This is a genomic window from Pseudokineococcus basanitobsidens (assembly GCF_037482545.1).
GTDB classification, from domain to species: Bacteria; Actinomycetota; Actinomycetes; order Actinomycetales; family Quadrisphaeraceae; genus Pseudokineococcus; species Pseudokineococcus basanitobsidens.
The window spans coordinates 1-21,264 of sequence record NZ_JBBIAA010000022.1; the positions used below are offsets into that span (position 1 = coordinate 1).

At 77.7% G+C, this 21,264-nt stretch carries 15 protein-coding genes; 8 read left to right on the forward strand and 7 right to left on the reverse strand.

Annotated elements, in window-relative coordinates; all coding sequences use genetic code 11:
* Positions 1-133 precede the first annotated feature (133 nt).
* Positions 134-712 (forward strand): DUF427 domain-containing protein, encoded by a 579-nt coding sequence (locus WDZ17_RS13950; protein WP_339575778.1) that lies wholly within the window; start codon positions 134-136, stop codon positions 710-712.
* A gap of 34 nt (positions 713-746) precedes the next feature.
* Here the strand turns inward: WDZ17_RS13950 and WDZ17_RS13955 are convergent, their stop codons facing one another.
* The gene (locus WDZ17_RS13955; protein WP_339575779.1) at positions 747-2,573 is read right to left on the reverse strand and encodes an alkaline phosphatase D family protein; all 1,827 of its coding nucleotides are present in this window, start codon (positions 2,571-2,573) and stop codon (positions 747-749) included.
* A 380-nt stretch (positions 2,574-2,953) separates the two neighbouring features.
* Between WDZ17_RS13955 and WDZ17_RS13960 the strand changes: the two genes are divergently transcribed.
* Together WDZ17_RS13960 and WDZ17_RS13965 are read left to right on the forward strand one after the other, a co-directional pair.
* Complete coding sequence (locus WDZ17_RS13960) at positions 2,954-3,346, forward strand: universal stress protein (RefSeq protein WP_339575780.1); 393 nt, start codon at positions 2,954-2,956, stop codon at positions 3,344-3,346.
* A 76-nt stretch (positions 3,347-3,422) separates the two neighbouring features.
* Complete coding sequence (locus WDZ17_RS13965; protein WP_339575781.1) at positions 3,423-4,379, forward strand: acetamidase/formamidase family protein; 957 nt, start codon at positions 3,423-3,425, stop codon at positions 4,377-4,379.
* 254 nt (positions 4,380-4,633) lie between these two features.
* On the opposite strand, the gene WDZ17_RS13970 is transcribed toward WDZ17_RS13965, so the two are convergent.
* From WDZ17_RS13970 to WDZ17_RS13985, 4 genes are all read right to left on the reverse strand, one after another.
* Positions 4,634-6,328, reverse strand: coding sequence for an ABC-F family ATP-binding cassette domain-containing protein (locus WDZ17_RS13970; RefSeq protein ID WP_339575782.1), 1,695 nt, complete (start codon positions 6,326-6,328; stop codon positions 4,634-4,636).
* 154 nt (positions 6,329-6,482) lie between these two features.
* The gene (locus WDZ17_RS13975) at positions 6,483-7,652 is read right to left on the reverse strand and encodes a fatty acid desaturase family protein (protein WP_339575783.1); all 1,170 of its coding nucleotides are present in this window, start codon (positions 7,650-7,652) and stop codon (positions 6,483-6,485) included.
* Positions 7,653-7,803: 151 nt separating this feature from the next.
* A complete protein-coding gene (locus WDZ17_RS13980) occupies positions 7,804-8,616 on the reverse strand; it encodes a GAF and ANTAR domain-containing protein (protein WP_339575784.1) in 813 nt (270 codons plus the stop codon).
* Positions 8,617-8,711: 95 nt separating this feature from the next.
* Positions 8,712-9,581 (reverse strand): GAF and ANTAR domain-containing protein, encoded by an 870-nt coding sequence (locus tag WDZ17_RS13985; RefSeq protein ID WP_339575785.1) that lies wholly within the window; start codon positions 9,579-9,581, stop codon positions 8,712-8,714.
* 132 nt (positions 9,582-9,713) lie between these two features.
* Here WDZ17_RS13985 and WDZ17_RS13990 point away from each other — a divergent pair, with 132 nt between their 5' ends.
* Entirely contained in the window at positions 9,714-10,901 is a 1,188-nt protein-coding gene (locus WDZ17_RS13990) for a GGDEF domain-containing protein (RefSeq protein WP_339575786.1), read from the forward strand.
* A gap of 10 nt (positions 10,902-10,911) precedes the next feature.
* Here the strand turns inward: WDZ17_RS13990 and WDZ17_RS13995 are convergent, their stop codons facing one another.
* Positions 10,912-12,543 (reverse strand): SpoIIE family protein phosphatase, encoded by a 1,632-nt coding sequence (locus WDZ17_RS13995; protein WP_339575787.1) that lies wholly within the window; start codon positions 12,541-12,543, stop codon positions 10,912-10,914.
* A gap of 167 nt (positions 12,544-12,710) precedes the next feature.
* A complete protein-coding gene (locus WDZ17_RS14000; protein ID WP_339575788.1) occupies positions 12,711-14,078 on the reverse strand; it encodes an NAD(P)/FAD-dependent oxidoreductase in 1,368 nt (455 codons plus the stop codon).
* A gap of 171 nt (positions 14,079-14,249) precedes the next feature.
* On the opposite strand from WDZ17_RS14000, the gene WDZ17_RS14005 reads away from it, so the two are divergent.
* The 4 genes from WDZ17_RS14005 to WDZ17_RS14020 all read left to right on the forward strand — a co-directional run bounded on the left by WDZ17_RS14005 (position 14,250) and on the right by WDZ17_RS14020 (position 21,249).
* Complete coding sequence (locus tag WDZ17_RS14005; protein ID WP_339575789.1) at positions 14,250-16,280, forward strand: MDR family MFS transporter; 2,031 nt, start codon at positions 14,250-14,252, stop codon at positions 16,278-16,280.
* A 150-nt stretch (positions 16,281-16,430) separates the two neighbouring features.
* The gene (locus tag WDZ17_RS14010) at positions 16,431-18,212 is read left to right on the forward strand and encodes a hypothetical protein (RefSeq protein WP_339575790.1); all 1,782 of its coding nucleotides are present in this window, start codon (positions 16,431-16,433) and stop codon (positions 18,210-18,212) included.
* A 194-nt stretch (positions 18,213-18,406) separates the two neighbouring features.
* Entirely contained in the window at positions 18,407-19,021 is a 615-nt protein-coding gene (locus tag WDZ17_RS14015; protein WP_339575791.1) for a DinB family protein, read from the forward strand.
* A gap of 107 nt (positions 19,022-19,128) precedes the next feature.
* Entirely contained in the window at positions 19,129-21,249 is a 2,121-nt protein-coding gene (locus tag WDZ17_RS14020; RefSeq protein WP_422631994.1) for a hypothetical protein, read from the forward strand.
* Positions 21,250-21,264 lie beyond the last annotated feature (15 nt).

The window sequence follows — 21,264 nt, forward strand, 5'->3', positions numbered from 1 at the left end:
AACCGGCTGACCCCTCGCCCAGGGGAATCTTCGCGTCAGCCGCCCGGCTCCGGTGTCAGGCCGTGGTTCTGCAGGTCGCTGCGCGGCCAGGGCCCGGCTCCTGCTCCCGGACGGACCCGCGCACACTGGCGGGGTGAGCCGCACCGCACGACCGCAGCCGCTGCCCGCCGGCCCCGGGCAGGAGTCGGTCTGGGACTACCCGCGCCCGCCGGCCCTCGTCCGCAGCGACCGCCTCGTCGAGGTCCGCCTGGGGGAGGACGGACCGTTGCTCGCGACGACGCGGCGCGCCTGGCGCGTGCTCGAGACCAGCCACCCGCCGACCTGGTACGTGCCGCGCGAGGACGTCGCCGAGGGCGTGCTCGCGCCGTCGGGCGCGCCGCAGACCGGGTGCGAGTGGAAGGGCCGCGCCACCTACTGGGACGTCGCCGCCCCCACCTCCTCGGACCCGACCTCCTCGGACCCGACCTCCTCGGACCTGACCTCCTCTGGCCGGGGCGCGGGGGAGCGTCGTGAGGCCGCCGCGTGGACCTACGAGGACCCGACGCCACGCTTCCGCGACCTCGCGGGCGCCGTCGCGTTCGCGCCGTCGCGGGTCGTCGCGACCGTGGACGGCGAGCGGGTGCGTCCGCAGGAGGGCGGCTTCTACGGCGGCTGGGTCACCGACGACGTCGTGGGCCCCTTCAAGGGCGGGCCCGGCACCTGGGGCTGGTGACGGCCGCCCGCTCCGGGCGTCCCGCCGTCCCCGCTCAGCCCAGCAGCACCGAGAGGTCCTCGCGCAGGCGCAGGTCGCCCGGGCCGCGCGGGTCGGTGCCCGGGCCGCGGCCCGGCTCGGCCTTCTCGAAGACGACGCGGGCCGAGCGCCCGTCGAGCTCGAGCGTCGCGAACCCGTTGCCGAAGAGCGGGCCGGTCGCCGAGCGCCACGAGACGTCCAGGGGCGGGGCGCCGACGGAGCGCCGCAGGAGCCGGCCCAGCCAGCGGGCCGGCGCCGTGTGCAGCGCCGTGAACGCCGTCGGCAGGCCGGAGGGCAGGGCGTTGCGCAGCGGCGAGCTCACCACCTGGACGACGGGGGAGCGGACGCCGCGTCCGGCGGGGTAGCGCAGCGGCGCGACGTACCCGTGGTGGACGTCGCCGGAGAGCAGGAGCACGGTGCTCGGCTCGCGCCCGAGCCGCCCGGCGGCCACCTCGCCGAGCCGGTCCACCAGGCGGCGGAACGAGGACTCGAAGGCGCCCCAGTGCTCGAGGTCGACGGCCTGGCGCAGCCGCTCGGCGTGCGGCCGGAACCGCTCGCCCCAGGCGCCGGCGGACGCCGTCTCGGCGTTCCACAGCTCGACGTCGTGCAGCGCCGGCTCCAGGAGCACGGGCAGGGAGGCCGCGACGAGCAGGTGGTCGACGTCGCCCGTGAGGTGCTCCTCGACGTCGGCCCACTCCTGGTCGTCGAGCATCGAGCGGTGCTCCTCCGACAGCACGCGGCCCGAGCGCGTGTCGACGACGACGAGCCGCGTGCGCCCGAGGTCGCGCACGTACGACCACTGCGACGTGCCGCCGCCGTCGATCTGCGCGTCCGCGGCGACGGCGAAGTCCCGCAGGACCTGCGCGGCGTCGCCCTCCTCGCCGACCTCGCGCACGCGGCGCCACAGGTCGTCCTCCGCCAGGCGCGAGGGCATGAGGTTGCCCAGGTGCTGGTGCAGCCAGTACGAGGCGTAGGCGCCGGTGATGCGCTCGCGCCACCACGGCAGCCGCTGGACCTGCTCGCGCCAGGTGCGCGAGGTGTTCCAGTCGTCCCGGACGTCGTGGTCGTCGAAGATCATCGCCGTCGGGGTCGTCGCGAGCAGCCAGCGCACCTGCGGGTCGGCCCAGCTCTCGCGGTACAGCCAGGTGTACTCCTCGAAGTCGGCCACCTCGCCCTGCGGGTCGGCGTCGCCCCGCTTGGCCCGGATCCGCTCGCGCATGTGCGGCGAGAGGCCCTCGTCGGCGTAGACCTGGTCCCCGAGCAGGAGCAGGAGGTCGGGCAGCTCGCGCCCCGCCTGGCACGCCGCGGACAGCGCGACGAGGGCGTCGACGCCGACCCCCTCGGGGCTCTCCTTCGCCGTCCGGGTGAAGGGCGGCGCCTGCGGCCGGTCGACGCGGCACGAGCCGAGCGCGATCCGCAGCGACGGCGCGCCGTCCGTGCTGCGCGTGCTGCCCCCCGCGGCCGGCAGGGGGCGGATCCTGGGCCCGGGGCGGTCGTCCCCCGGCAGGGGCCACGCCCGCCGGCCGTCCACCTCGACGACGTAGGGCACGCCCACGTCCGGCGCCAGGCCGTCGACGACGACGAGCGCGTAGTGGTGGCCGCCGACCGTGACCGTCCGGGCGCGTCCCTCGACCGCTGCGGCGCCACCGGTCCGCACGACGACCTCGCCGCGGGAGGCGACCTCCACCCACACCGTCGCGCTGCGGTCGTCGACGTGCCGCAGGAGCGGTCCGAGGAGCAGGGGGCCGTCGTCGTCGCCGGCCGTGAGGTCGAAGCGCTCGCCCGTCGGTCCCGTCGTCTCCTCGCCCGCACGGGCCCCGTGGGCGTCGCTCGTCGTCGTCACCGCAGGATCGTCGCAGCCACCCCTGGTCGCCGGGAGGGCGGAGGCCGTGCGTCACCGCATCGCGGGGCCCACGGACCGGCGGAGGCCGTCGCGGCGCCCGCACCGGACGGCCGCGCGGGGCGCGGCGGGGCGACGCACGCCCCCGCGCGGCGTCCAGGGCGCCGCTCCGCCCGGGGGCGGGGGCGCTCGCCGACCAGGCTGCACCGCACGGACGTCGCCGCGCCATCCGGACGGGCCTCCGGGCGGCACGGCACCTCGCCGTCCTGCTCGTCCGGACGGTCGGTGGCCTAGGGTCGGCGGACGCCCCGGCGCCGCCGTCCACGGCCCGGCGCCGGCGGGCCGACGGTCCGCCGCCCAGCGATCGCGAGGAGGCCCCGAGGATGAGCGTCGTCGTCGGGTACGTCCCGAGCCCCCAGGGCGCCGTCGTGCTCGAGCGCGCGCTCGCCGAGGCGCGCTCGCGCGGCACGCGGCTCGTCGCGCTCAACGTCGCCCGCAGCCCCGAGTTCGCGCAGGACTACACCGCCGACGCCGGCGACCTCGCCACCCTCGAGGAGCAGCTGGCCGCGGCCGGCGTCGAGCACGAGATCCGCCGCGGTGACGCCGCGGAGACGCCGGCCGACAGCCTGCTCGACCTCGTCGACGAGGTCGGCGCCGAGCTGGTCGTCATCGGGCTCCGCCGCCGCTCGCCCGTCGGCAAGATGATCATGGGCAGCACGAGCCAGCGCGTCCTGCTCGACGCGCCCTGCCCCGTCCTCGCCGTCCAGCACGACTGACGCCCGCGGCCACCCGGCCGGCCGGGCCGCCCGCCGAGCAGGGTCCCGTGCCCCGGGGCCCGGAGAGCAGGTCCGCATGGCTCCCCTCCCGACGCCCCGCGGCGGCCACTTCACGGCCTCCCACACGGTCTGGGACGCGGCTCTCGACCCGGTCGCCGTCGTCCGCTCGGGCGACGAGGTCGAGGTCGTCGCCCAGGAGGCGTCCGGCGGCGGCATCCGCCCGGACTCCACCGCGGCGGACATCGCCGTCCTCGACCTGCGGCGCATCAACCCCGTCGTGGGGCCCTTCGCCGTCGAGGGCGCCCGACCGGGTGACGCGCTCGTCGTCGACGTCCTGTCCATCGACCTCGAGACGTGGGGGTGGACGGCGCTGATCCCGGGCTTCGGCCTGCTCGCGGACGAGTTCCCCGAGCCGTACCTGCGCACCTCGGCGGTGGACTCGACGCCCGGCGGCGGAGGCGTCCAGCTGCTGCCCGACGTCGTCCTGCCGCTGTCCCCGATGGTGGGCACGCTCGGCGTCGCACCGCCGGAGCCCGGCCCGCACAGCGTCGTCCCCCCGCGGCGGTGGGGCGGCAACATGGACATCCGGGACGTCGGTCCCGGCGCCCGCGTCGTCCTGCCGGTCGGCGTCGAGGGCGCCCTGTTCTCCCTCGGCGACGTCCACGCCGCCATGGGCGACGGCGAGGTGTGCGGGACGGGCGTCGAGACCACCGCGCTCGTGCGCGTGCGCCTGACGGTCGCCCCGGGGCGGGCGCCCGCCTCGCCCGTCGTCATCACCGACCAGCGCAGCTTCCGGCTGGAGACGAGCGTCGCCACGACGGGCATCGGCCCCGACCTCATGGAGGGCGCCCGCGACGCCGTCCGCCAGGCCGTGGACCTGCTCTCCGACGAGCGCGGCATCTCCCGCGAGGACGCCTACCTCCTGCTGTCGCTCGCCGCCGACCTGCGCGTGTCCGAGGTCGTCGACGCGCCGAACTGGGTCGTCACCTGCCACGTCCCCCGCCGCCTGCTCCCCGGCTGGCCGCACGTCTGACCCGCCTCACCCGCCCGACCCCCACCCGCCTCGCCCCCCTCCCTGCCCCGCCCCCTTCCCCGTCGCCCCCTTTCGCACTTCGACGACTTCACTTCCCCGACGACGGCCCTTCTTCGCGAGAAGTCGTCGAAGTGCGGGGAAGGGGGGCTCACGAGGGCGAGAAGTCGTCGAAGTGCGGCGAAGGAGGGCCCGGGGGAGCGAGAAGTCGTCGACGTGCGAGGACCGGGGGTGGGGGGAGGGGGAAGGGGGAGGGCTCAGCGCTCGGTGACGCGGCCGGCCGCGACGTCCCAGCGGCGGGTCAGGGTGACGGCGTCGAGCATGCGGCGGTCGTGCGTCACGAGCAGGAGCGTGCCGGTGTAGGCCGCCAGCGCCGCCTCGAGCTGCTCGATGGCGGGCAGGTCGAGGTGGTTGGTCGGCTCGTCGAGCACGAGCAGGTTGACGCCACGGGCCTGCAGCAGCGCCATGGCCGCCCGGGTCCGCTCGCCGGGGGACAGCGTCGCGGCCGGGCGCAGGACGTGGTCGGCGCGCAGGCCGAACTTGGCGAGCAGGGTGCGGACCTCGGCCGTCGGCCAGTCGGGTACGTGCGCGGCGACGGCGTCGAGCACGGTCGCCGGCCCGCTCCCGCGGGCGGGACCGGCCCCGCCCGGCGTCCCCGACGTCTCCTCGGTCCTCGCGTCGAGCGAGCGCCGCGCCTGGTCCACCTCGCCGACGGCCACGGAGGAGCCGAGCCCGCCCGAGCCCTCGTCCAGCGGCGTGCGCCCGAGCAGCGCCCCGAGCAGCGTCGTCTTGCCCGACCCGTTGGCCCCCGTGACGCCGATCCGGTCGCCCACGTCCACCTGCAGGTCCACCGGCCCCAGGGTGAACGGCCCGCGCCGCACGACGGCGCCGCGCAGCGTCGCGACGACGGCGGAGGAGCGCGGCGCCGCCGCGATCTCGTACTGCAGCTCCCACTCCTTGCGCGGCTCCTCGACGACCTCGAGCCGCTCGATCATCCGCTCGGTCTGCCGCGCCTTCGCCGCCTGCTTCTCCGAGCCCTCACGGGCCTTCGCCGTGATGTGCTTGTCCGGGTCGCTCTTCTTCTTGACGGCGTCGCGCACGCCCTTGGCGAGCCAGCCCCGCTGCGTCCGGGCCCGGTCGGTGAGCGCCGACCGCCGGTCGTCGTACTCCTCGTACGCCTCGCGCGCGTGCCGCCGCGCCGTCGCCCGCTCCTCGAGGTAGGCGTCGTACCCGCCGCCGAAGACGGCGACCTGCTGCTGCGCGAGGTCGAGCTCGACGACGCGCGTCACCGTGCGCGAGAGCAGCTCGCGGTCGTGGCTGACGAGGACGACGCCGGCGCGCTGGTCGTGCAGGAAGCGCTCGAGCCGCGCCAGGCCGTCGAGGTCGAGGTCGTTCGTCGGCTCGTCGAGCAGGACGACGTCGAAGCGGGACAGCAGCAGCGCGGCGAGCCCGACCCGCGCGGCCTGCCCGCCCGACAGCGCCGTCATGGGCACGGACAGGTCCAGCGCCAGGCCGAGGTCGGCGAGCACTGCCGCCGTGCGCTCCTCCAGGTCGGCCCCGCCGAGGGCCAGCCAGCGCTCGAGCGCCTCGGCGTAGGCGTCGTCCGCCCCGGGCGCCCCCTCGGCGAGCGCCTGCGCGCCGACGTCCATGGCGGCCTGCGCGGCGGCGACGCCGGTGCGCCGCCCCAGGTGCGCCAGCACGTCCTCGTCCGCCCGGCGCTCGACCTCCTGCGGCAGCCACCCGACGACGGCGCCCGGCGGCGTCGTGCGCACCGAGCCCTCCTGCGGCTCCTCCACCCCCGCGAGGGCCCGCAGCAGCGTCGACTTGCCCGCGCCGTTGGCGCCGACGAGCCCGACGACGTCCCCGGGGGCGACGACGAGGTCGAGCCCCGAGAAGAGGGTGCGGTCGGCGTGGCCGGCGCCGAGGCCGCGGACGAGCAGGGTGGCGGTCACCTCCCCATCGTCCCAAGCCGCCGGGCCCCGCGAGGACGACGCCCCGCCCCGGGCGGTCGCCGTCGGTGCACCGGGGGCGCCCCGGTCGGACATCTGGGTCAGCGCATCCGGGTCAGCGCATCCGGGTCAGCGCATTCGGGTCAGGGCATCCGGGTCAGCGCAGCTGGGCCGCCAGCGGGCAGGTGCGCGTGCTGCCGGCCAGCAGGCCGGTGCGGTGGAGGTGCCGGACGACGGCCGCGTAGGCCCCCACCACGGAGGTCTCCGTGTAGGGGATGCCCTGCTCCGCGCAGTACGCGCGGACGAGGACCTGGGCGCGCGCCAGGTTCGGGCGGGGCATGCTCGGGAACAGGTGGTGCTCCACCTGCTTGTCGAGCCCGCCCATGGCCACCGACACCCACCGGCCGCCGCCGACGTCGCGGGACATGAGCACCTGGCGGCGCAGGAAGTCGACCTTCGCGCCCCGCGGGACGACGGGCATCCCGACGTGGTTGGGGGCGAAGGCCAGCCCCATCCCGGTGCCGAAGACGGCCAGGCTCACGCCGGCGTAGGCGGCGCCCAGGCCGGGGCCCAGCAGCAGGAGCAGGCCGGCGGCGGCGAGCGTCCAGTGCGCGAGGACGAGGGCGGCGTCGACCCGTCGGCGGGCGAGCGGGGCGGGGCTCAGCAGCCGTCGGGTGCTCGCCACGTGCAGGGCGAGGCCCTCGAGCGGCAGCAGCGGGAAGAACAGCCACCCCTGGTGGCGCGTCACGCGCCGGACGAGGGCACCGCGTCGTCCCTGCGCCGCCTCGGGCGTGAAGACGAGCACGGAGGAGTCGAGGTCGCCGTCGACGCCGAGCTGGTTCGGCGCCTGGTGGTGCTTGGTGTGCTTGCCGAGCCACCACCCGTGGCTGAGCCCGCAGACGAGGCTCGCGAGCAGGCGGCCCGTCCACTCGTCGGCCCGGCGGGAGCCGAACATCTGCCGGTGGGCGCCGTCGTGGCCGAGGAAGGCGCACTGGGTCAGGACGAGGCCGCAGACCGCCGCCGCCAGCAGGACGAGCGGACCCTCGCGCAGCACGACCGTCAGGGCGGTGACGCCCGCCAGCGCGGCCACGGCGGCGGTGATGCGCCGCAGGTACCACCCTCGGCGCCGGTCGAGGAGCCCGGCGGCGCGCACCCGCCGGGACAGCTCGGTGTAGGTGCTCGCGTGCTGCCCGCGCGTCGGCGGGGACGCGACGAGGGGCCCGGGGAAGGACGACGCGGCGAGGGGCGGCCCGGGCGTGGACGACCGGGGAGTGGACGGCGCGGGCGTGGGCGGCCCCTGCGCGCGGTGGGTGGAGGTCTCGGACACGGGGCGGCCCCTGGATCGGCAGGCGGTGGTGCGCTGCCGGGTCCGGGGCGTGCGCGGGACGGGAGGTCCTTCCCCAGGATGCCTGCCCGTGCGCACCCCCGCGACCTCTGCCCTGCTCCCGCGGCCGCGGGGCGGGGAGGCGTTCAGCGCCTCACCGGACCTCCTGCTGCCCCTGCCCCTGCCCCTGCTGTCCCTGTCGCTGCTGTCCCTGTCGCTGCTGGCCCGGTCCCGGCGGCGACGTCGTCCCGGGGAGGATCTGCTCGGGCCCCAGCCGGCCGTGGACGACCGCCGTGGCGACCTGGCCGAGGGGCAGGCCGTGGCCGCGGGCGTGACGGCGCATCGCCGTGAACGCCTCGGGGACGCTCAGCCCGGTCTTCGCCGCGAGGACCCCCTTGGCCTGCTCCACGGTGATGCGGCTGTCCAGGGCGCCCTGCAGCTGCTCGGACAGGCGGGTCTGCTCCCGCAGCGAACGCTCCTGCAGCAGGCTGATGGTGGCGATGTCGGCCATCGCCTGCCCGACGGAGGTGTCCTCGTCGGTGAGCCGCCGCTCGCCGACCGTGAAGAGGTTGAGACCGCCGAGGACCTGGCCCCGCAGGCGCAGCGGCAGGGCGTGGGCGCTGGCGAAGCCCGCCCCCCGCGCCGCCGCGGCGAAGCGCGGCCAGCGCTGCGCCGACTCGTCGGGGCCGACGTTGACGACCTGCCGACCCGTGGAGAAGGACTCCAGGCACGGGCCCTGGTCGGCCTGCAGCTCGAACACCTCGAGCTGGCGGGACTCGTGCGCGGTCGAGGCGACGAGCTGGAGGCTGCCGCGCTGGTCGGCGAGCATCAGCCCGGCCGCGTCGGCGTCGAGGAGCTCGACGCACCGCTCGGTGAGCATGGTGAGGAACTCGACGACGTCGAAGTCGTCGACGAGGGTGTCGGCCAGCTCGACGAACACCTCCGCCAGTCGCTGCTGTGCGGTCATGGTCCGTCCTCCGTCTCGCGGGGTGTCGTGGGGTGCAGGGGTCGGTGGTCGGCGCGGGCGTGAGGTCGCGCGGCGTCGGGCGCGGGGATCGTCGCTCACGGGTCGGCCCGGGTGAAGTCGAGCGTGCCGACGAGCACGTCGCGGGCGACGTCGACGACCGGGCGGCCGAGGGAGTAGGCGCGCGAGCGCAAGACGACGAGGGAGGCCGCCAGCGGCAGCCCGCTCTGGACGGACACCATGCCGGTGGCCTGGTGCACCTCGGCCCGCCCGTCCTGCAGCTCCACGGGAGAGGCCTGGTCCCCGGTGGCGGACGTGGCCGCCTGCGCCTGCAGGTGCAGCAGCAGCGCCGTCGCCGCGTCGGCGAAGGCGAGCGCCTCGGCGAGGTCGCCGTCGACGAGCAGGCCGGGGGTGTCGCGGTACAGGTCGAGCACCCCGAGGCGAATCTCGCCGACCCGCAGCGGCAGCGCGAAGACGGCGCGGGCGCCGAGCTCGAGCGCGCCCCGGGCGAAGGCCGGCCACCGCTGCCCGTCCTCGAGCGCGAGGTCGGGCACGAGCACGGAGCGCCCGGTGCTGGAGGACTCCACGCACGGGCCCTCCCCGAGCGTGAACTGCAGCTCCTCGAGCCCGGTGGCGACGCCGTCCGAGGCGGCCACCGTGCCGGCGGGCTGGTCGTGGGACATCAGCACGAGCCCCGTGCCGGAGACCGGCAGGCTGCGCGAGCACCAGGCGACGAGGCGGTGCGGGAGGCCGTCGACTGCATGACCGTCCACCGACCGGCCGTCGACCGCGTGACCGTCCACCGACCGGCCGTCGACCGCATGACCGTCCACCGCGTGGTCGACGAGGCCGGCGAGGATCTGGCGCGTGCGGTGGGAGGCCACCCGTCCCCCGCCCCAGCTCGTCGGACCGTCGTCGGCGTGCCGCGCCGGTGCCCCGGCGAGGGGCGCGCCGCGAGTGTGGCTCACGAGGCCCGGCACGCGCCAGTCGCGGCCCCTTGCCCACGCCGTGATCACTCGCCTACTGTCGGTCACGGACGCCGCGGTGCGTGCGTCCCGCCCCGGACCCGGCGACCTCCTTCGAGCCTGCCCGGAGCACCCGTGGACCGCTGCGCTCCCGACCCCGCCGACGTCGTCCTCCGCCTGTCCGGGGACCTGGACCTCGGCACGGCCGACGACGTGCGCCGGCGGCTCGTCGCGGCGGGTGGGGGCGGGGCCCGGGTGGAGGTCGACGCCGCCGCGGTCGACTTCGTCGACTGCACCGGCCTCACGGCGCTCGTCGCGGCCCGCGAGACCCTCGACGGGCGGCTGCACCTCGTGGCGGCCTCCGAGCGGCTCCTGGCCCTCGTGCGGTGGACGGGCTGCGACGCACTCCTGCCCGGGGACGAGCCCCAGGCCGAGCGCCAGCCCCCGAGCGAGCTCCGGACCGAGCACCAGCCCGAGCCTGAGCCCCCGAGGGAGCCCCGGACCGAGCCCCGGGGCCGTACCGCGTCGCCCGACCCTGCGGCGGAGGGCCCGGGGTCGTCCGGCGACGGGTGGGGCGCCACGAGCACGAGCGCCGTGATGCTGCTGCACCGCCTCGACCCCGGCGCCCGGTGGGCGGTCACCCGCGTCGGCGAGGCCCCGCCGGCGGTACCCGACCGCCCGGGCACGCTCCGGCTGGAGCACCCGCTGGTCGTCGGCGGCGAGGTCGTCGGCGCCGTCCACGGCAGCGACTGCACCGGAGAGGAGGTCGTGGGCGAGGCCGTCGAGGCGGTCGCCGCGCTGCTGTCCGCCGTCGTCGCGGCGGACCGGCGGGCGGCCTCGGCGCTCGGCGCCCTCACCGCCGCGCGGGAGATGGCGGAGCTGGACGCCCTCACGGGCCTGCTGAACCGCCGGGGCTGGCTGGCCGCCCTCCTGCGGGCGCAGGAGCGGTGCCGGGAGGGGGCGACCGCCGTCGTCGCGGCGGTGGACCTGGACGACCTCAAGCGCGTCAACGACGCGGAGGGTCACGCGGCCGGGGACGCCCTGCTGCGGACGGCCGCGCGGGTCCTCGCCGGGACCTGCCGCCCGCAGGACGTCGCCGCCCGGACGGGCGGCGACGAGTTCGGCGTCCTCGCCGTCGGCTCGTCCGCCGCGGGGGCCTCCGCGCTGGAACGGCGTCTCGAGGCGGCGCTCGCCTCCGCCGGGGTACGGGCGACCGTGGCCGCCGGGGCCTGCCCGGCCGAGGGCGACCTCTCGGCGACGTGGACGGCGGCGGACGCCGCGATGTGCGCGCGCAAGCGGCGGCGCGGGGCGGGGAGGGGCTGAGGCCGCCGGCTCAGCGCGGGGGGTGCAGCCGCAGCGCGAGGAGGGCGACGTCGTCCTCGGCGTCGAGCGCGAGCCGCTGCACGAGCCGGTCGAGCAGCTCGCGCAGGGGCAGGCCGCCGAGCTCGGCGAGGGCCGCCTCGAGCGCGGCCGTCCCCTCGCTGACGCCGAGGTCGCGCCGCTCGACGACGCCGTCGGTGTACAGCAGCACGGTGGACCCGACGGTCGGCTCGACGGTGCGGTCGCCGCGCGGGTCCTCCGGCCAGACGCCGAGCAGCAGGTCCCCCGCGCCGCGCAGGGCGGTGACGGTGCCGTCGGGCGCGCGCAGCAGCGGTGCGGGGTGCCCGGCGCGGCTCCAGCGCAGGGTCCGCCGGCCGGTGCCGGTGTCCTCGTCCGGCTGCTCGACCCGCATGACGACCGCCGTCGCCGTCGAGCCGGGCAGCAGCCGGGCCATCGCCCGGTCCAGGCGGGCGAGCAGCGCCGACGGCGGCTCGTCGCGGTCGGCGGCGAAGCCCCGCAGCATCGCCCGCAGCTCGCCCATGCGGGCGGCGGCCTCGACGTCGTGGCCGGCGACGTCGCCGATGACGAGGACGGTCGCGCCGTCGGGGGAGACGACGGCGTCGTACCAGTCCCCGCCGACCCGGTTGGTGCGCGCCGCCGTGCGGTAGAGCGCCGCCAGCTCGAGGGAGTCGGGCTGGGGGAGGTCGGTGAGCATCGCCCGCTGCAGCGTCTCGGCGACGTGGCCGCGCTGCTCGAGCAGCAGCGCGCGCTGGATCGCCTGCGCGGTGTACCCGGCGAAGACCGACAGCAGCCCGCGCTCCTCGTCGCTCAGGGCGTGCTCGTGGGGCCAGGTGACGGCCAGCGTGCCGAGGACGGCGTCGCCCGCGACCAGCGGCAGGTGCGCGAGGGCGTGGACGCCGGCCGTCTCCAGGTCGGGCAGGAGGTCGGGGAAGTCGACGAGGGCCTCGGCGCGCGACTGGTGCAGGTGGGCGCGGCCCGTCCGCGCGGTGGTCGACGGCGGCGTGTGCGCGTCGAAGGGGAAGACGGCCCACGCCTGGCCCGTCTCCTCCGGCAGCGGGGCGAGGCTGACGTACGCCATGGTCCGTTGGTCCGGGGAGACGAGGGCGATGCCGGCGAAGGTGGCGCTGAAGCCGGACAGCGCCACCCGGGCGACGACGTCGGCGACCTCGGCGACCGTCCGCGGACGGGCGACGGCCTCGGACAGGCGCAGCAGCAGGTGCGCCCGGTCGAGCGCCCGCTCGAGGTCCTCGGTGAGCCGCTGGGCCCGCCGGTCGCGGGCGCGGCGCGCGTCCGTCGTCCGCAGCGCGACGACGACGTCCTCGCCCGTCTCCGTCGCCTCCCCCTCGAGCCAGAGCTCGAGGCCGGTGTCGTACCCGTCGAAGACGGACGCGCTGCCGTCCGTGGTCCGCGCCGCGGCCACGGCCCCCTGCAGGAGGCCGCCCTCGGCCGGCCGCAGCTCCACCAGTGGACGCCCCACCAGCTCCTCCGCGGGGGCGCCGAGCACGTCCGCGGCGGCCGCGTTGACGTAGGTGACGGCCTCGTCGGCGCCGACGACGAAGAGCCCGTCGCGGGCCGCCTCCAGCGCCCTCAGCAGGGCGGCGGGCGCGTACGCCGGTGCGTCCACGGCAACCTCTCGTCGGGGCCCGCCCCCGTCCGGACGAGCTCTCCGACACTAGCCGTCGCGGCGGACGGTCACCGCAGGACGCCTCTCCTGCTCCGGGTCGGTCGCTCTTGGACGCCGCACGGGGCCGCCCGCAGGTGCGGGACGGCCCCGTGGCCGGGCGGGGGACGTCAGGCGGCGCTGCCGCCCTGGCGCTCCAGCTGGGGGTCGCGCTCGGCGCGGGGCTGGTCGGACGCCTGCCGCCCCTGCTGCGGCACCGACCGCGGCTCGCCGGTGATGACGTTCTGGGCGCCCGAGCGGCTGACGTAGTGGCTCGCCAGGTTCGCCAGCGCGGCGAGGCGGTTGCGGAAGGAGTGCAGCAACGTGATGTGCAGCCCCATCCACATGAGCCAGCCGATCGCGCCCGTGAACCTGCGCGCGAAGGGCCACTTGATGTCCGCGACGGCGCTGAAGCGGCCGACGATCGCCATCGTGCCCTTGTCGGAGTAGGAGAACGGCACGGTCGGCAGGCCGGCGACGAGGCGCTTGACGTTGGCCGCCGCGTGCTTGCCGGTCTGGATCGCCGGCTGCGCGAGCTGCGGGAGCGGCGAGCCCTCGACGGCGCCGACGTCCCCCACGGCGAAGACGGCGTCGCTGCCCTGCACGCGCAGGTCGGGCTCCGTCTGCAGCCGGCCACCGCGCCCCTGCGGGAAGCCCCACTCGGACAACGACTTCGGGGCGGACACGCCGCTGGTCCAGACGGTGAGGGCGGACGGGATCTCCTCCCCGCCCTTGAGCACGACGACGTCCTCGCGGACCTCGGCGACGGCCGCACCGAGCCGGAGCTCGACGCCGCGCTGCTCGAGGGAGCGCTTCGCGTACTGCCGCAGCGAGTCGTCGAAGGGGGCGAGGACGAAGTCCAGCATCTCCACGCAGACGACGCGCACGCGCGAGGGGTCCAGCTCGGGGTAGTTCTCGGCGACGTAGGTGTTGCGCAGCTCGGCGATGGCGCCCGCCATCTCCGTGCCGGTCGCGCCGCCGCCCACGACCACGACGCAGGGGGCGTCGGCGCCGCCGCTCGTCGCGGCCGTCTCGAAGGCGGTGAGCAGGCGGTCGCGCACCTCGATCGCGCCGTTGCGCGTGTACATCGTGAGGGTGTGCTCCTCGGCCCCCGGGATGCCGAAGTAGTTGGCCGCGATGCCGCTGGAGACGACGAGGTAGTCGTAGGGGACGTCGTCGCCCTCGGCCATCCGCAGCACCTTCGCGTCGGCGTCGACGCCGGTGGCGGTGCCCTGGCGGAAGCCCACGCGGCGGCGGCCGCCGGTGAAGGTGCGCAGCGAGTAGGTGACGTCGCCCGGGTTGAGCCCGCCGGTGGCCACCTGGAAGAGCAGCGGCTGGAACGTGTTGTAGGCGTTCTTGTCGACGAGCAGGACGTCGGCGTCGACGCCGGCCAGCTCGCGGACGGCGGAGAGGCCGGCGAACCCGGCGCCGAGGACGACGACCTTCGGGCGGCCAGCGGTGCGGCCCTGCGGCCGCGCCGTGGTGGCGGTGGTGGTCATGGGACTCCTCGGGCGCGACGGTGGTGCTGGTCTCGGACGGGTGCACAGCGTAGGGAAGCGGCCGCCCCACGTCTCCCCCGGGGCGGGCGGCGCGTGCCGCGGGCACCTACCCTCCTGCCGGGGCCCGGTCCACCGGCCCGGCCCGTGGCACGAGCGCGCACCGAGGTCCCCATGAGCCGCACCACGTCCGCACGGCCCCCCGCCGACGTCCCCGCCGACGTCCCCGCCGACGTCCCCGCCCGGGCGACCACCCGGGGGGAGCGCAGCGCAGCACGGGCGGCGCAGGCCGCGCCGGCCGGTGCCGACGGCGCCTTCACCCACCGCCAGGTGCTCACCGTCCTCGGCGGGCTGCTGCTGGGCATGTTCCTCGCGGCCCTCGACCAGACGGTCGTGTCGACGGCGATCCGCACCATCGCCGACGACCTCCAGGGCTACGACCTGCAGGCGTGGGCGACCACGGCGTTCCTCATCACCTCGACGATCTCGACACCGCTCTACGGGAAGCTGTCGGACGTCTACGGTCGCCGACCGTTCTACCTGGGCGCCATCGCGATCTTCGTCCTGGGCTCCGCGCTGTGCGGGATCTCCACGTCCATGTACGAGCTGGCCGCCTGGCGGGCGGTCCAGGGCGTGGGCGCGGGCGGGCTGATGTCGCTGGCGCTCGCGATCATCGCCGACATCGTGCCGCCGCGGGAGCGCTCGAAGTACCAGGGCTACTTCATGGCCGTGTTCGGCACCTCGAGCGTCCTCGGGCCGGTCATCGGGGGCTTCCTCGCCGGTCAGGAGGACCTGCTCGGCCTCACCGGGTGGCGCTGGATCTTCTGGGTCAACGTGCCGCTGGGGCTGCTCGCCTTCCTCGTCGTCCAGCGGGTGCTGCACCTGCCGCACGAGCGCACCGAGCACCGCATCGACGTCGGCGGCGCGCTGTCGCTGGTGCTCTTCCTCGTCCCCCTGCTCGTCGTCGCGGAGCAGGGCCGCACCTGGGGGTGGGGCAGCGGCGGGGCGCTGCTGGCCTACGTCCTCGCGGCCGTCGGGCTCGTGGCCTTCGTGACCGCCGAGCGGCGCGTGGGCGACGACGCGCTGCTGCCGCTGGCGCTGTTCTCGAACCGCACCTTCCTCGTCGGCGGGCTCGGCAGCGTCGTCGTCGGCATGGGGATGTTCGGCGGCCTCCTGCTGCTGCCCCAGTACCTGCAGGTGGTCGGGGGCTCGACCCCGACCGAGGCGGGGCTGCAGATGATCCCGCTCGTGCTGGGGATCATGACCGGTGCCCTCAGCTCGGGCGTGGCCATCTCCCGGACGGGCCGCTACAAGGTCTTCCCGGTGACGGGCGCCGTGCTGCTGACCGTCGCCCTGCTCGCGCTCTCGCGCGTCGTCGGCGCCGACACGCCCTACTGGCAGCTCGTGCCCTTCATGGTGATGACCGGCCTGGGCCTGGGCTTCAACTTCCAGCCCGTCGTCCTCGCCGTCCAGAACGCGGCGGGACCGCGCCAGACCGGGGTGGCGACGTCGTCCGTCACCTTCTTCCGGCAGATGGGCGGGACGCTCGGCACCGCGGTCTTCCTCTCGGTGCTCTTCACGCGCCTGCCCGGCGACATCGGTGACGCCGTGCAGGAGGCGGCCGCCGCCGACCCGTCCCTCGGCGCGCAGCTGCAGCAGGTGCCGACCGGCGAGGGCGCGATCTCGGACACCTCGTTCATCGGCCGGCTCCCCGATGCCGTCGCGGAGCCGTTCCGCGCCGGCTTCTCGACGTCGATCGACACCGTGCTCCTCATCGCCGCCGTCGTCGTGGCGGTGGGCGTCGTCGTCATGGCCGTCCTGCCCCAGGTCGAGCTGCGGACCCAGTCCGGGCTGCAGGCGCGGGCGCAGGGGGCGGCCGGGCCGCAGGGCGGGGACCCGTCGCCGGCGACGGCGACGCCGGAGGCCACGGCGCCCGCGGACCGGGACGCGGGCGCGCAGAGCGCCGTGGCGGGGGCGGCGGCCCTGGGCGGGTCCGACGGCGCCGCCGGCGACCGGCGCAGCGCGGCGCCGGCCCCGTCCGGCGTCGACGAGGGGGACGCCGCGGCTGGTGGTGCTGGTGCGGCCGGTGCGCCGGGGCGGCACGCGGGGGCCCTCGGAGCCGGGCGGGCTGCGGCGGCGGCCCCGCGGCACGCCCGGACGGACGTGCCGGTCGACAGCGGTCCGCGGGGCCGCGGCCGGGGCTGAGGTCCGGGACCGCACCACGACCACCGGGCCGGCGCCGCTCGTCCGGGGCACGTCGGTCCCGGCGCGGGACGGGGCGGCGCACGGCTCCAGTGACGTCACCGGCTGCCGATGAGGAGGGGAGCGCCGCCGTCCCCGCCCGAGGAGCCAGCCATGACCCCCGTCGTCCGCCCCGCCGCGCCCCGCGCCGCTCGCGCCCGGACGAGCCGCGCCGCCGCGCTGGTGCTGCTCGTCCCCGGCCTGGGTGCGTCGTTGCTGGGTGCGTCGCTGCTGGGCGCGCCCGCGGCGACGGCGGACGGGGGGTCCCGTGCGCCGTCGGTCCCCGGCGCGGCGACGACCGCCCCCGGGGGGACCGCCGAGGTCGACGCCGCGGCCGCCGCCGCCGACGGCGTGACGTGGGAGCTGGTCGGGGTCCCCGACCCCTCGCTCGTGCGCTCGGCGTCCGTGGACGCCGCGACGGGCGCCGTGGCCGTCGACGTCGCCCCCGGGTACCGCGGTCGCGTCGTGCTGCAGCGGCGCGCCGTGGACCGCTCCCGGGGGGTGGCGGGCGAGCCCGCGCCCGTCGTCGTGGAGGTCGGGGCCGACGAGGACCTGGAGCCCGGCGAGCGGCTGCGCCTGCCGCTGGACGGTTCCGGCGAGGCCTCGGTCGAGGTCCCGCTCCCCGCACCGCCGGACGGCGGCTCCTACGCCGTCGAGGCGGGGCCGGGCCTGGACGCCGAGGTCGACGGCGGGGACGTGCTGCGGGTCACCGCCGACCACGGTGCCGCCGGCGCCCGCTCCGTGGTCCTCGTCCCGACCGCGGAGGACGGGACGCAGGGCGAGCCGGTCGAGGTGCGCGTCGACGTCGCCCCGTCGCTCGCCCCGGCGTCCGGCGGGGGCCGCGCCGACGAGGACCTCGGGGTGAGGCTGCCGGAGGTCGTCGGGGACGCGGACGTCCTCGACGTCCAGTCGCCGGGCGCGGCGGCCGCCTCCGTCGACGCCGGTGTCCTCCACCTCGACCCGCGGGGCTCCAGCGGGCTCCTCGCGCTCGCGGTCGTGCCCCGGGCGGACGGCGTCGTCGGCGACCCCGCCCCCGTCACCGTCGAGGTGGTGCCCGTCGTGGCGCCGGTCGACGTCGACGCGACCGCCGGCGAGCAGGTGCGCGTGCCGCTCGAGACCACCGGCTCGGACGTGCGCGTCGAGCTGGCCGACGACGCCGACGGCGCCCTGGCCCTCGACGGGGACGAGCTCGTCGTCTCCGTGCCCGACGGGGTCGACGGGCCGCTCGAGGGCGCAGTCGTCGCGACCGACGCCGACGGCCTGCGCAGCGGGTCGTCCCCGGTCGCGGTGACCGTGCTTTCTCCCGGGCTCCCCCCCGGGCCGCCCCCCGGGGAGCCCGACGCGGACCCCGCGCCGGATGACGACCCGGCCGCGTCGCCCCCTCAGGAACCTGCCGCCCCCCCGGGGTCGGACCGCTCGCCGTCCGACCGCTCGCCGGTGCGCCTGCGCGCCGCCGTCCTGCCGTCGTCGTCCGCGGACGACGGCTCGACGAGCGGGACGTCCTCGGCCGGGACGCCGGCGTCCGGGCGCACGTCCTCGCCGTCGCCCTCCGCCACGACCTCCCCGTGGACGACCCCGGTCGCCACCGTGAGCCCCGGGGCGACCGGCGGCCCGGCGGCGGCGCCCACGGCCACCACGGCGGCACCCTCGGCCACCCCGGCGGCGCCGGGCCTGGTCGTGCTCGAAACCTTCAGCACCGCCTCGCCGACGCCGGCGCCCACTGCCGGCACGACCCCCACGAGCCCCGCCACCGCGACGGGCACGGCGGTCACCGCGCTGCCCCGCACCGGCGGCGAGCTCGTCGTCGGGGGTCTGCTCGGCCTCCTCGTCCTCGCCGCGGGCGCCGCGCTGCTCGCCGTCTCCCGCCGGCTCGCCCGCCTGACCCGGACCGCCTGACCCGGACCGCCTGACCCGGACCGCCTGACCCCGCCGTCTGACCTCGCCGCCTGACCCGGACCGCCTGACCCCGCCGTCTGACCCCGCCGTCTGACCCGGACCGCCTGACCCGGACCGACCCGAGGAGCACGACCGTCCGGCGGCCGCACGGGGCAGCGCGTCGGCTGTCGGTGGCGCCTGCCAGCATCCGCGGCGTGGTCGAGGACGAGCGCAGCGGCGTGACGGCGCCCGAGGACGGGCCGGGCCGGGGGGCGCGCGCCACCGGCGGTCCGGTGGGCGGGGCCCCGTGGCGCCCCGGCCCGGACGACGACGAACCGCCCCGTGCCCCGACGCAGGTGCGCGACGTCCTGCTCGCCCAGCTGGAGCTGCACCGCGCCCGGGTGCTCCGCAAGGTCGACGGCCTGGACGAGGAGCAGCTCCGGACGCCGGTGCTGCCGTCGGGCTGGTCGGCGCTGGAGCTGCTCGTCCACCTCACCGCGGTGGAGCGGCGCTGGCTGCAGTGGGGCTTCCGTGCCGAGCCCGTGGCCGACCCCTGGCGCGACGCGGGACCCGACGGGCGCTGGCGGGTGCCCGCGGGGGCGACGGGGGCCGACGTCGTCGCCGCCCTGCGCGCGCAGTGGGACGTCTCGCGCGCCGTCGTCGACGGGGTGCCGCTGGAGACCCGGTCGGCGGTCGGAGGTCGCTTCCCCACCGCGGGCGAGGCGCCGACGCTGGGCTGGGTCCTGCTGCACCTGCTGCAGGAGACGGCCCGGCACGTCGGCCACCTCGACGTGGTGCGCGAGCTGCTGGACGGCGCGGTGGGCGAGTGAGCGGCCCGGTCGCGGGCGCGGGCACCGGCCCGGCGGGGGTGGAGGTCCCGGCAGGGCTGCGGGGGGTGGCGGGGTACGCGTCGCCGGTGCGCACGTGCGACGTGGTGATGCGCGGCGGGGTCACGAGCGGCGTCGTCTACCCGTGGGCCGTCTGCGAGCTGGCGCGGCAGCACCGGCTCGTCAGCGTCGGCGGGACCTCCGCCGGGGCGATCGCGGCCGGCGTGGCGGCGGCCGCCGAGCACGCCCGCGACGGTGGGCGCACCGGTCGCGGCGGCTTCGGGGTGCTCGCCGAGCTGCCCGGCCGCCTCGCGGCGGTCCGTGGCGGCCGTTCGCGCCTGGAGACGCTCTTCTCGCCCGAGCCGGGGACCGCGCCGCTGCTGCGGCTGCTGCTGGCCGTGCTCGCCGCCCGGGAGGCCGGTCCCGGCCGGTCCGCCCGGGCACTCGCGTGGCTGCGGGCGCTGGGCACGGGCGCGGCCGCGGCGGCCTGCGCGCCCGGCGGCTGGTGGCGCGTGCTGCTCGGCGTCGTGCCGGGCGTGCTGGTGCTCGTGGCGCTGCTCCTCGTCGTCCCGGTGCCCGACCCCGGTGGCCGGTCCGACGGCGCCGCGCCCGTCGTCGGGGAGGTCGTGCTCGCCGTGCTGGGCGTGCTGCTCGTCGTCGCCGGCGGGCTCGTCGGCGCGGCGCTCGTGCACCTGCGGGCGCTGCGCGTCGCGGTGCCGGGCAACCTCTACGGCGTCTGCTCCGGGATGCCCGCGCGGACCTCCTCCGGCGACGAGGACGAGCTCGTGCTGACGCCCTGGCTCACGGACCTCCTCGACGAGACGGCGGGTCTGCCGCCGGGCGAGGGACCGCTGCTCCTCGGCCACCTGTGGGCCGGACCCGGACGGCCGGCCCCGCGCGGGCTCGCCGAGCCGCCGGCGGACGCGGCCGTGGACCTGCGCGTCGTGACGACGTCCGTCACCCACGGGCGGCCCGTCCACCTGCCCCGTCCCGGCGCCGGGAGCAGGGCCTCCGGGGACGGTGCCGACGACGGCCTGCCGGCGCTGTACCTGGACCCGGTGGAGCTGCGCCGGCTGCTGCCCGAGCGCGTCGTCGCGCACCTGGAGGCGCACCCGCCGCCGCTGCCGGTCGACCCGGTCGAGCGGCTCGTGCGCAGGGCCCGCGACGCGGCGGCGCGGCCGCTCGTGCCGCTGCCCGCGGCCTCCGACCTCCCGGTCGTCCTGGTGGTGCGGATGAGCCTCAGCTACCCGCTGCTCGTCAGCGCCGTCCCGTTGCACGCCCTCGACGAGGCCGACCTCGGCCCCCTCCGCGAGGCGGCGCGCGGCGTCCTGGCCGAGCGGCGTCGGGATCAGCCGGGCCCGGACGAGCCGGGCCTGGCGGAGCAGGACGCCGACGGACGCGGTGCCGTCGAGGTCGAGGCCGTCCTCGCACGTCTGGCCCGCCGGCCCCGGACGCGGCGGGTGTGGTTCACCGACGGCGGGATCTCGAGCAACTTCCCCATCCACCTCTTCGACCGGGCGGCCCCGCGGCGCCCCACCTTCGGCGTGACGCTGCGGTCCCGGCGCGCCGGGGACGGCCCGGTCCCGGACCCGCTGGACCCGGGGCGGCCCGGCCGCGCCGACGACGCGCTCGCGCCCGTCGTCCACCCGCTCGACCCTCGCGACGGCGGGCCCGCGAGCACGTGGGCGTTCGCCCGGGCCGTCCTCGCGACGATGCAGGACTGGACCGACACGGCGGCGCTGCCGCTGCCGGGGTTCCGTGACCGCATCGCCCAGGTGGACGTCGACCCGCGGGACGGCGGTCTCGACCTGCGGATGCCGCCGGAGGCGATCGCCCGCCTCGCCGAGAGCGGCCGCCTCGCCGGCGCGGCCCTGGCCGAGCGCTTCACGACCCGCGGGCCGGACGGGTGGACGGGGTGGGAGCGGCACCGCTGGACGCGGCTGCGCGCCAACCTGCCGCTGCTGGAGGGGGCGGCCGGGGAGGTGGTCGCCGCGCTGGACCCCGGCACGGCCGCGGAGGGCGAGCGCGACCTGCGCGACCTGCTGCGCCTGCCCGTGGACGAGGCGCCCCTGCTGCCGTGGACCGGGCGCGCCCAGCGGCGGCGGGCCCAGCACGCCGTCGGCGGGCTCCTCGAGGCCTCTCCGGTCGGCGTCGCCGCCGACGAGCGGCTCGACGCCGGCGCCCCGCAGCCGCCGCTGGACCTGCGGTACTCACCGCGCGGGGGCGGCTGACGGCGGACCGCGCCG

Coding starts and splice junctions, on each gene's coding strand:
- WDZ17_RS14020 (WP_422631994.1), top strand. CDS start 19,129: ATGCGCGGCGGGGTCACGAGCGGCGTCGTCTACCCGTGGGCCGTCTGC.
- WDZ17_RS13980 (WP_339575784.1), bottom strand. CDS start 8,616: ATGACCGCACAGCAGCGACTGGCGGAGGTGTTCGTCGAGCTGGCCGAC.
- WDZ17_RS14005 (WP_339575789.1), top strand. CDS start 14,250: ATGAGCCGCACCACGTCCGCACGGCCCCCCGCCGACGTCCCCGCCGAC.
- WDZ17_RS13965 (WP_339575781.1), top strand. CDS start 3,423: ATGGCTCCCCTCCCGACGCCCCGCGGCGGCCACTTCACGGCCTCCCAC.
- WDZ17_RS14000 (WP_339575788.1), bottom strand. CDS start 14,078: ATGACCACCACCGCCACCACGGCGCGGCCGCAGGGCCGCACCGCTGGC.
- WDZ17_RS14010 (WP_339575790.1), top strand. CDS start 16,431: ATGACCCCCGTCGTCCGCCCCGCCGCGCCCCGCGCCGCTCGCGCCCGG.
- WDZ17_RS13960 (WP_339575780.1), top strand. CDS start 2,954: ATGAGCGTCGTCGTCGGGTACGTCCCGAGCCCCCAGGGCGCCGTCGTG.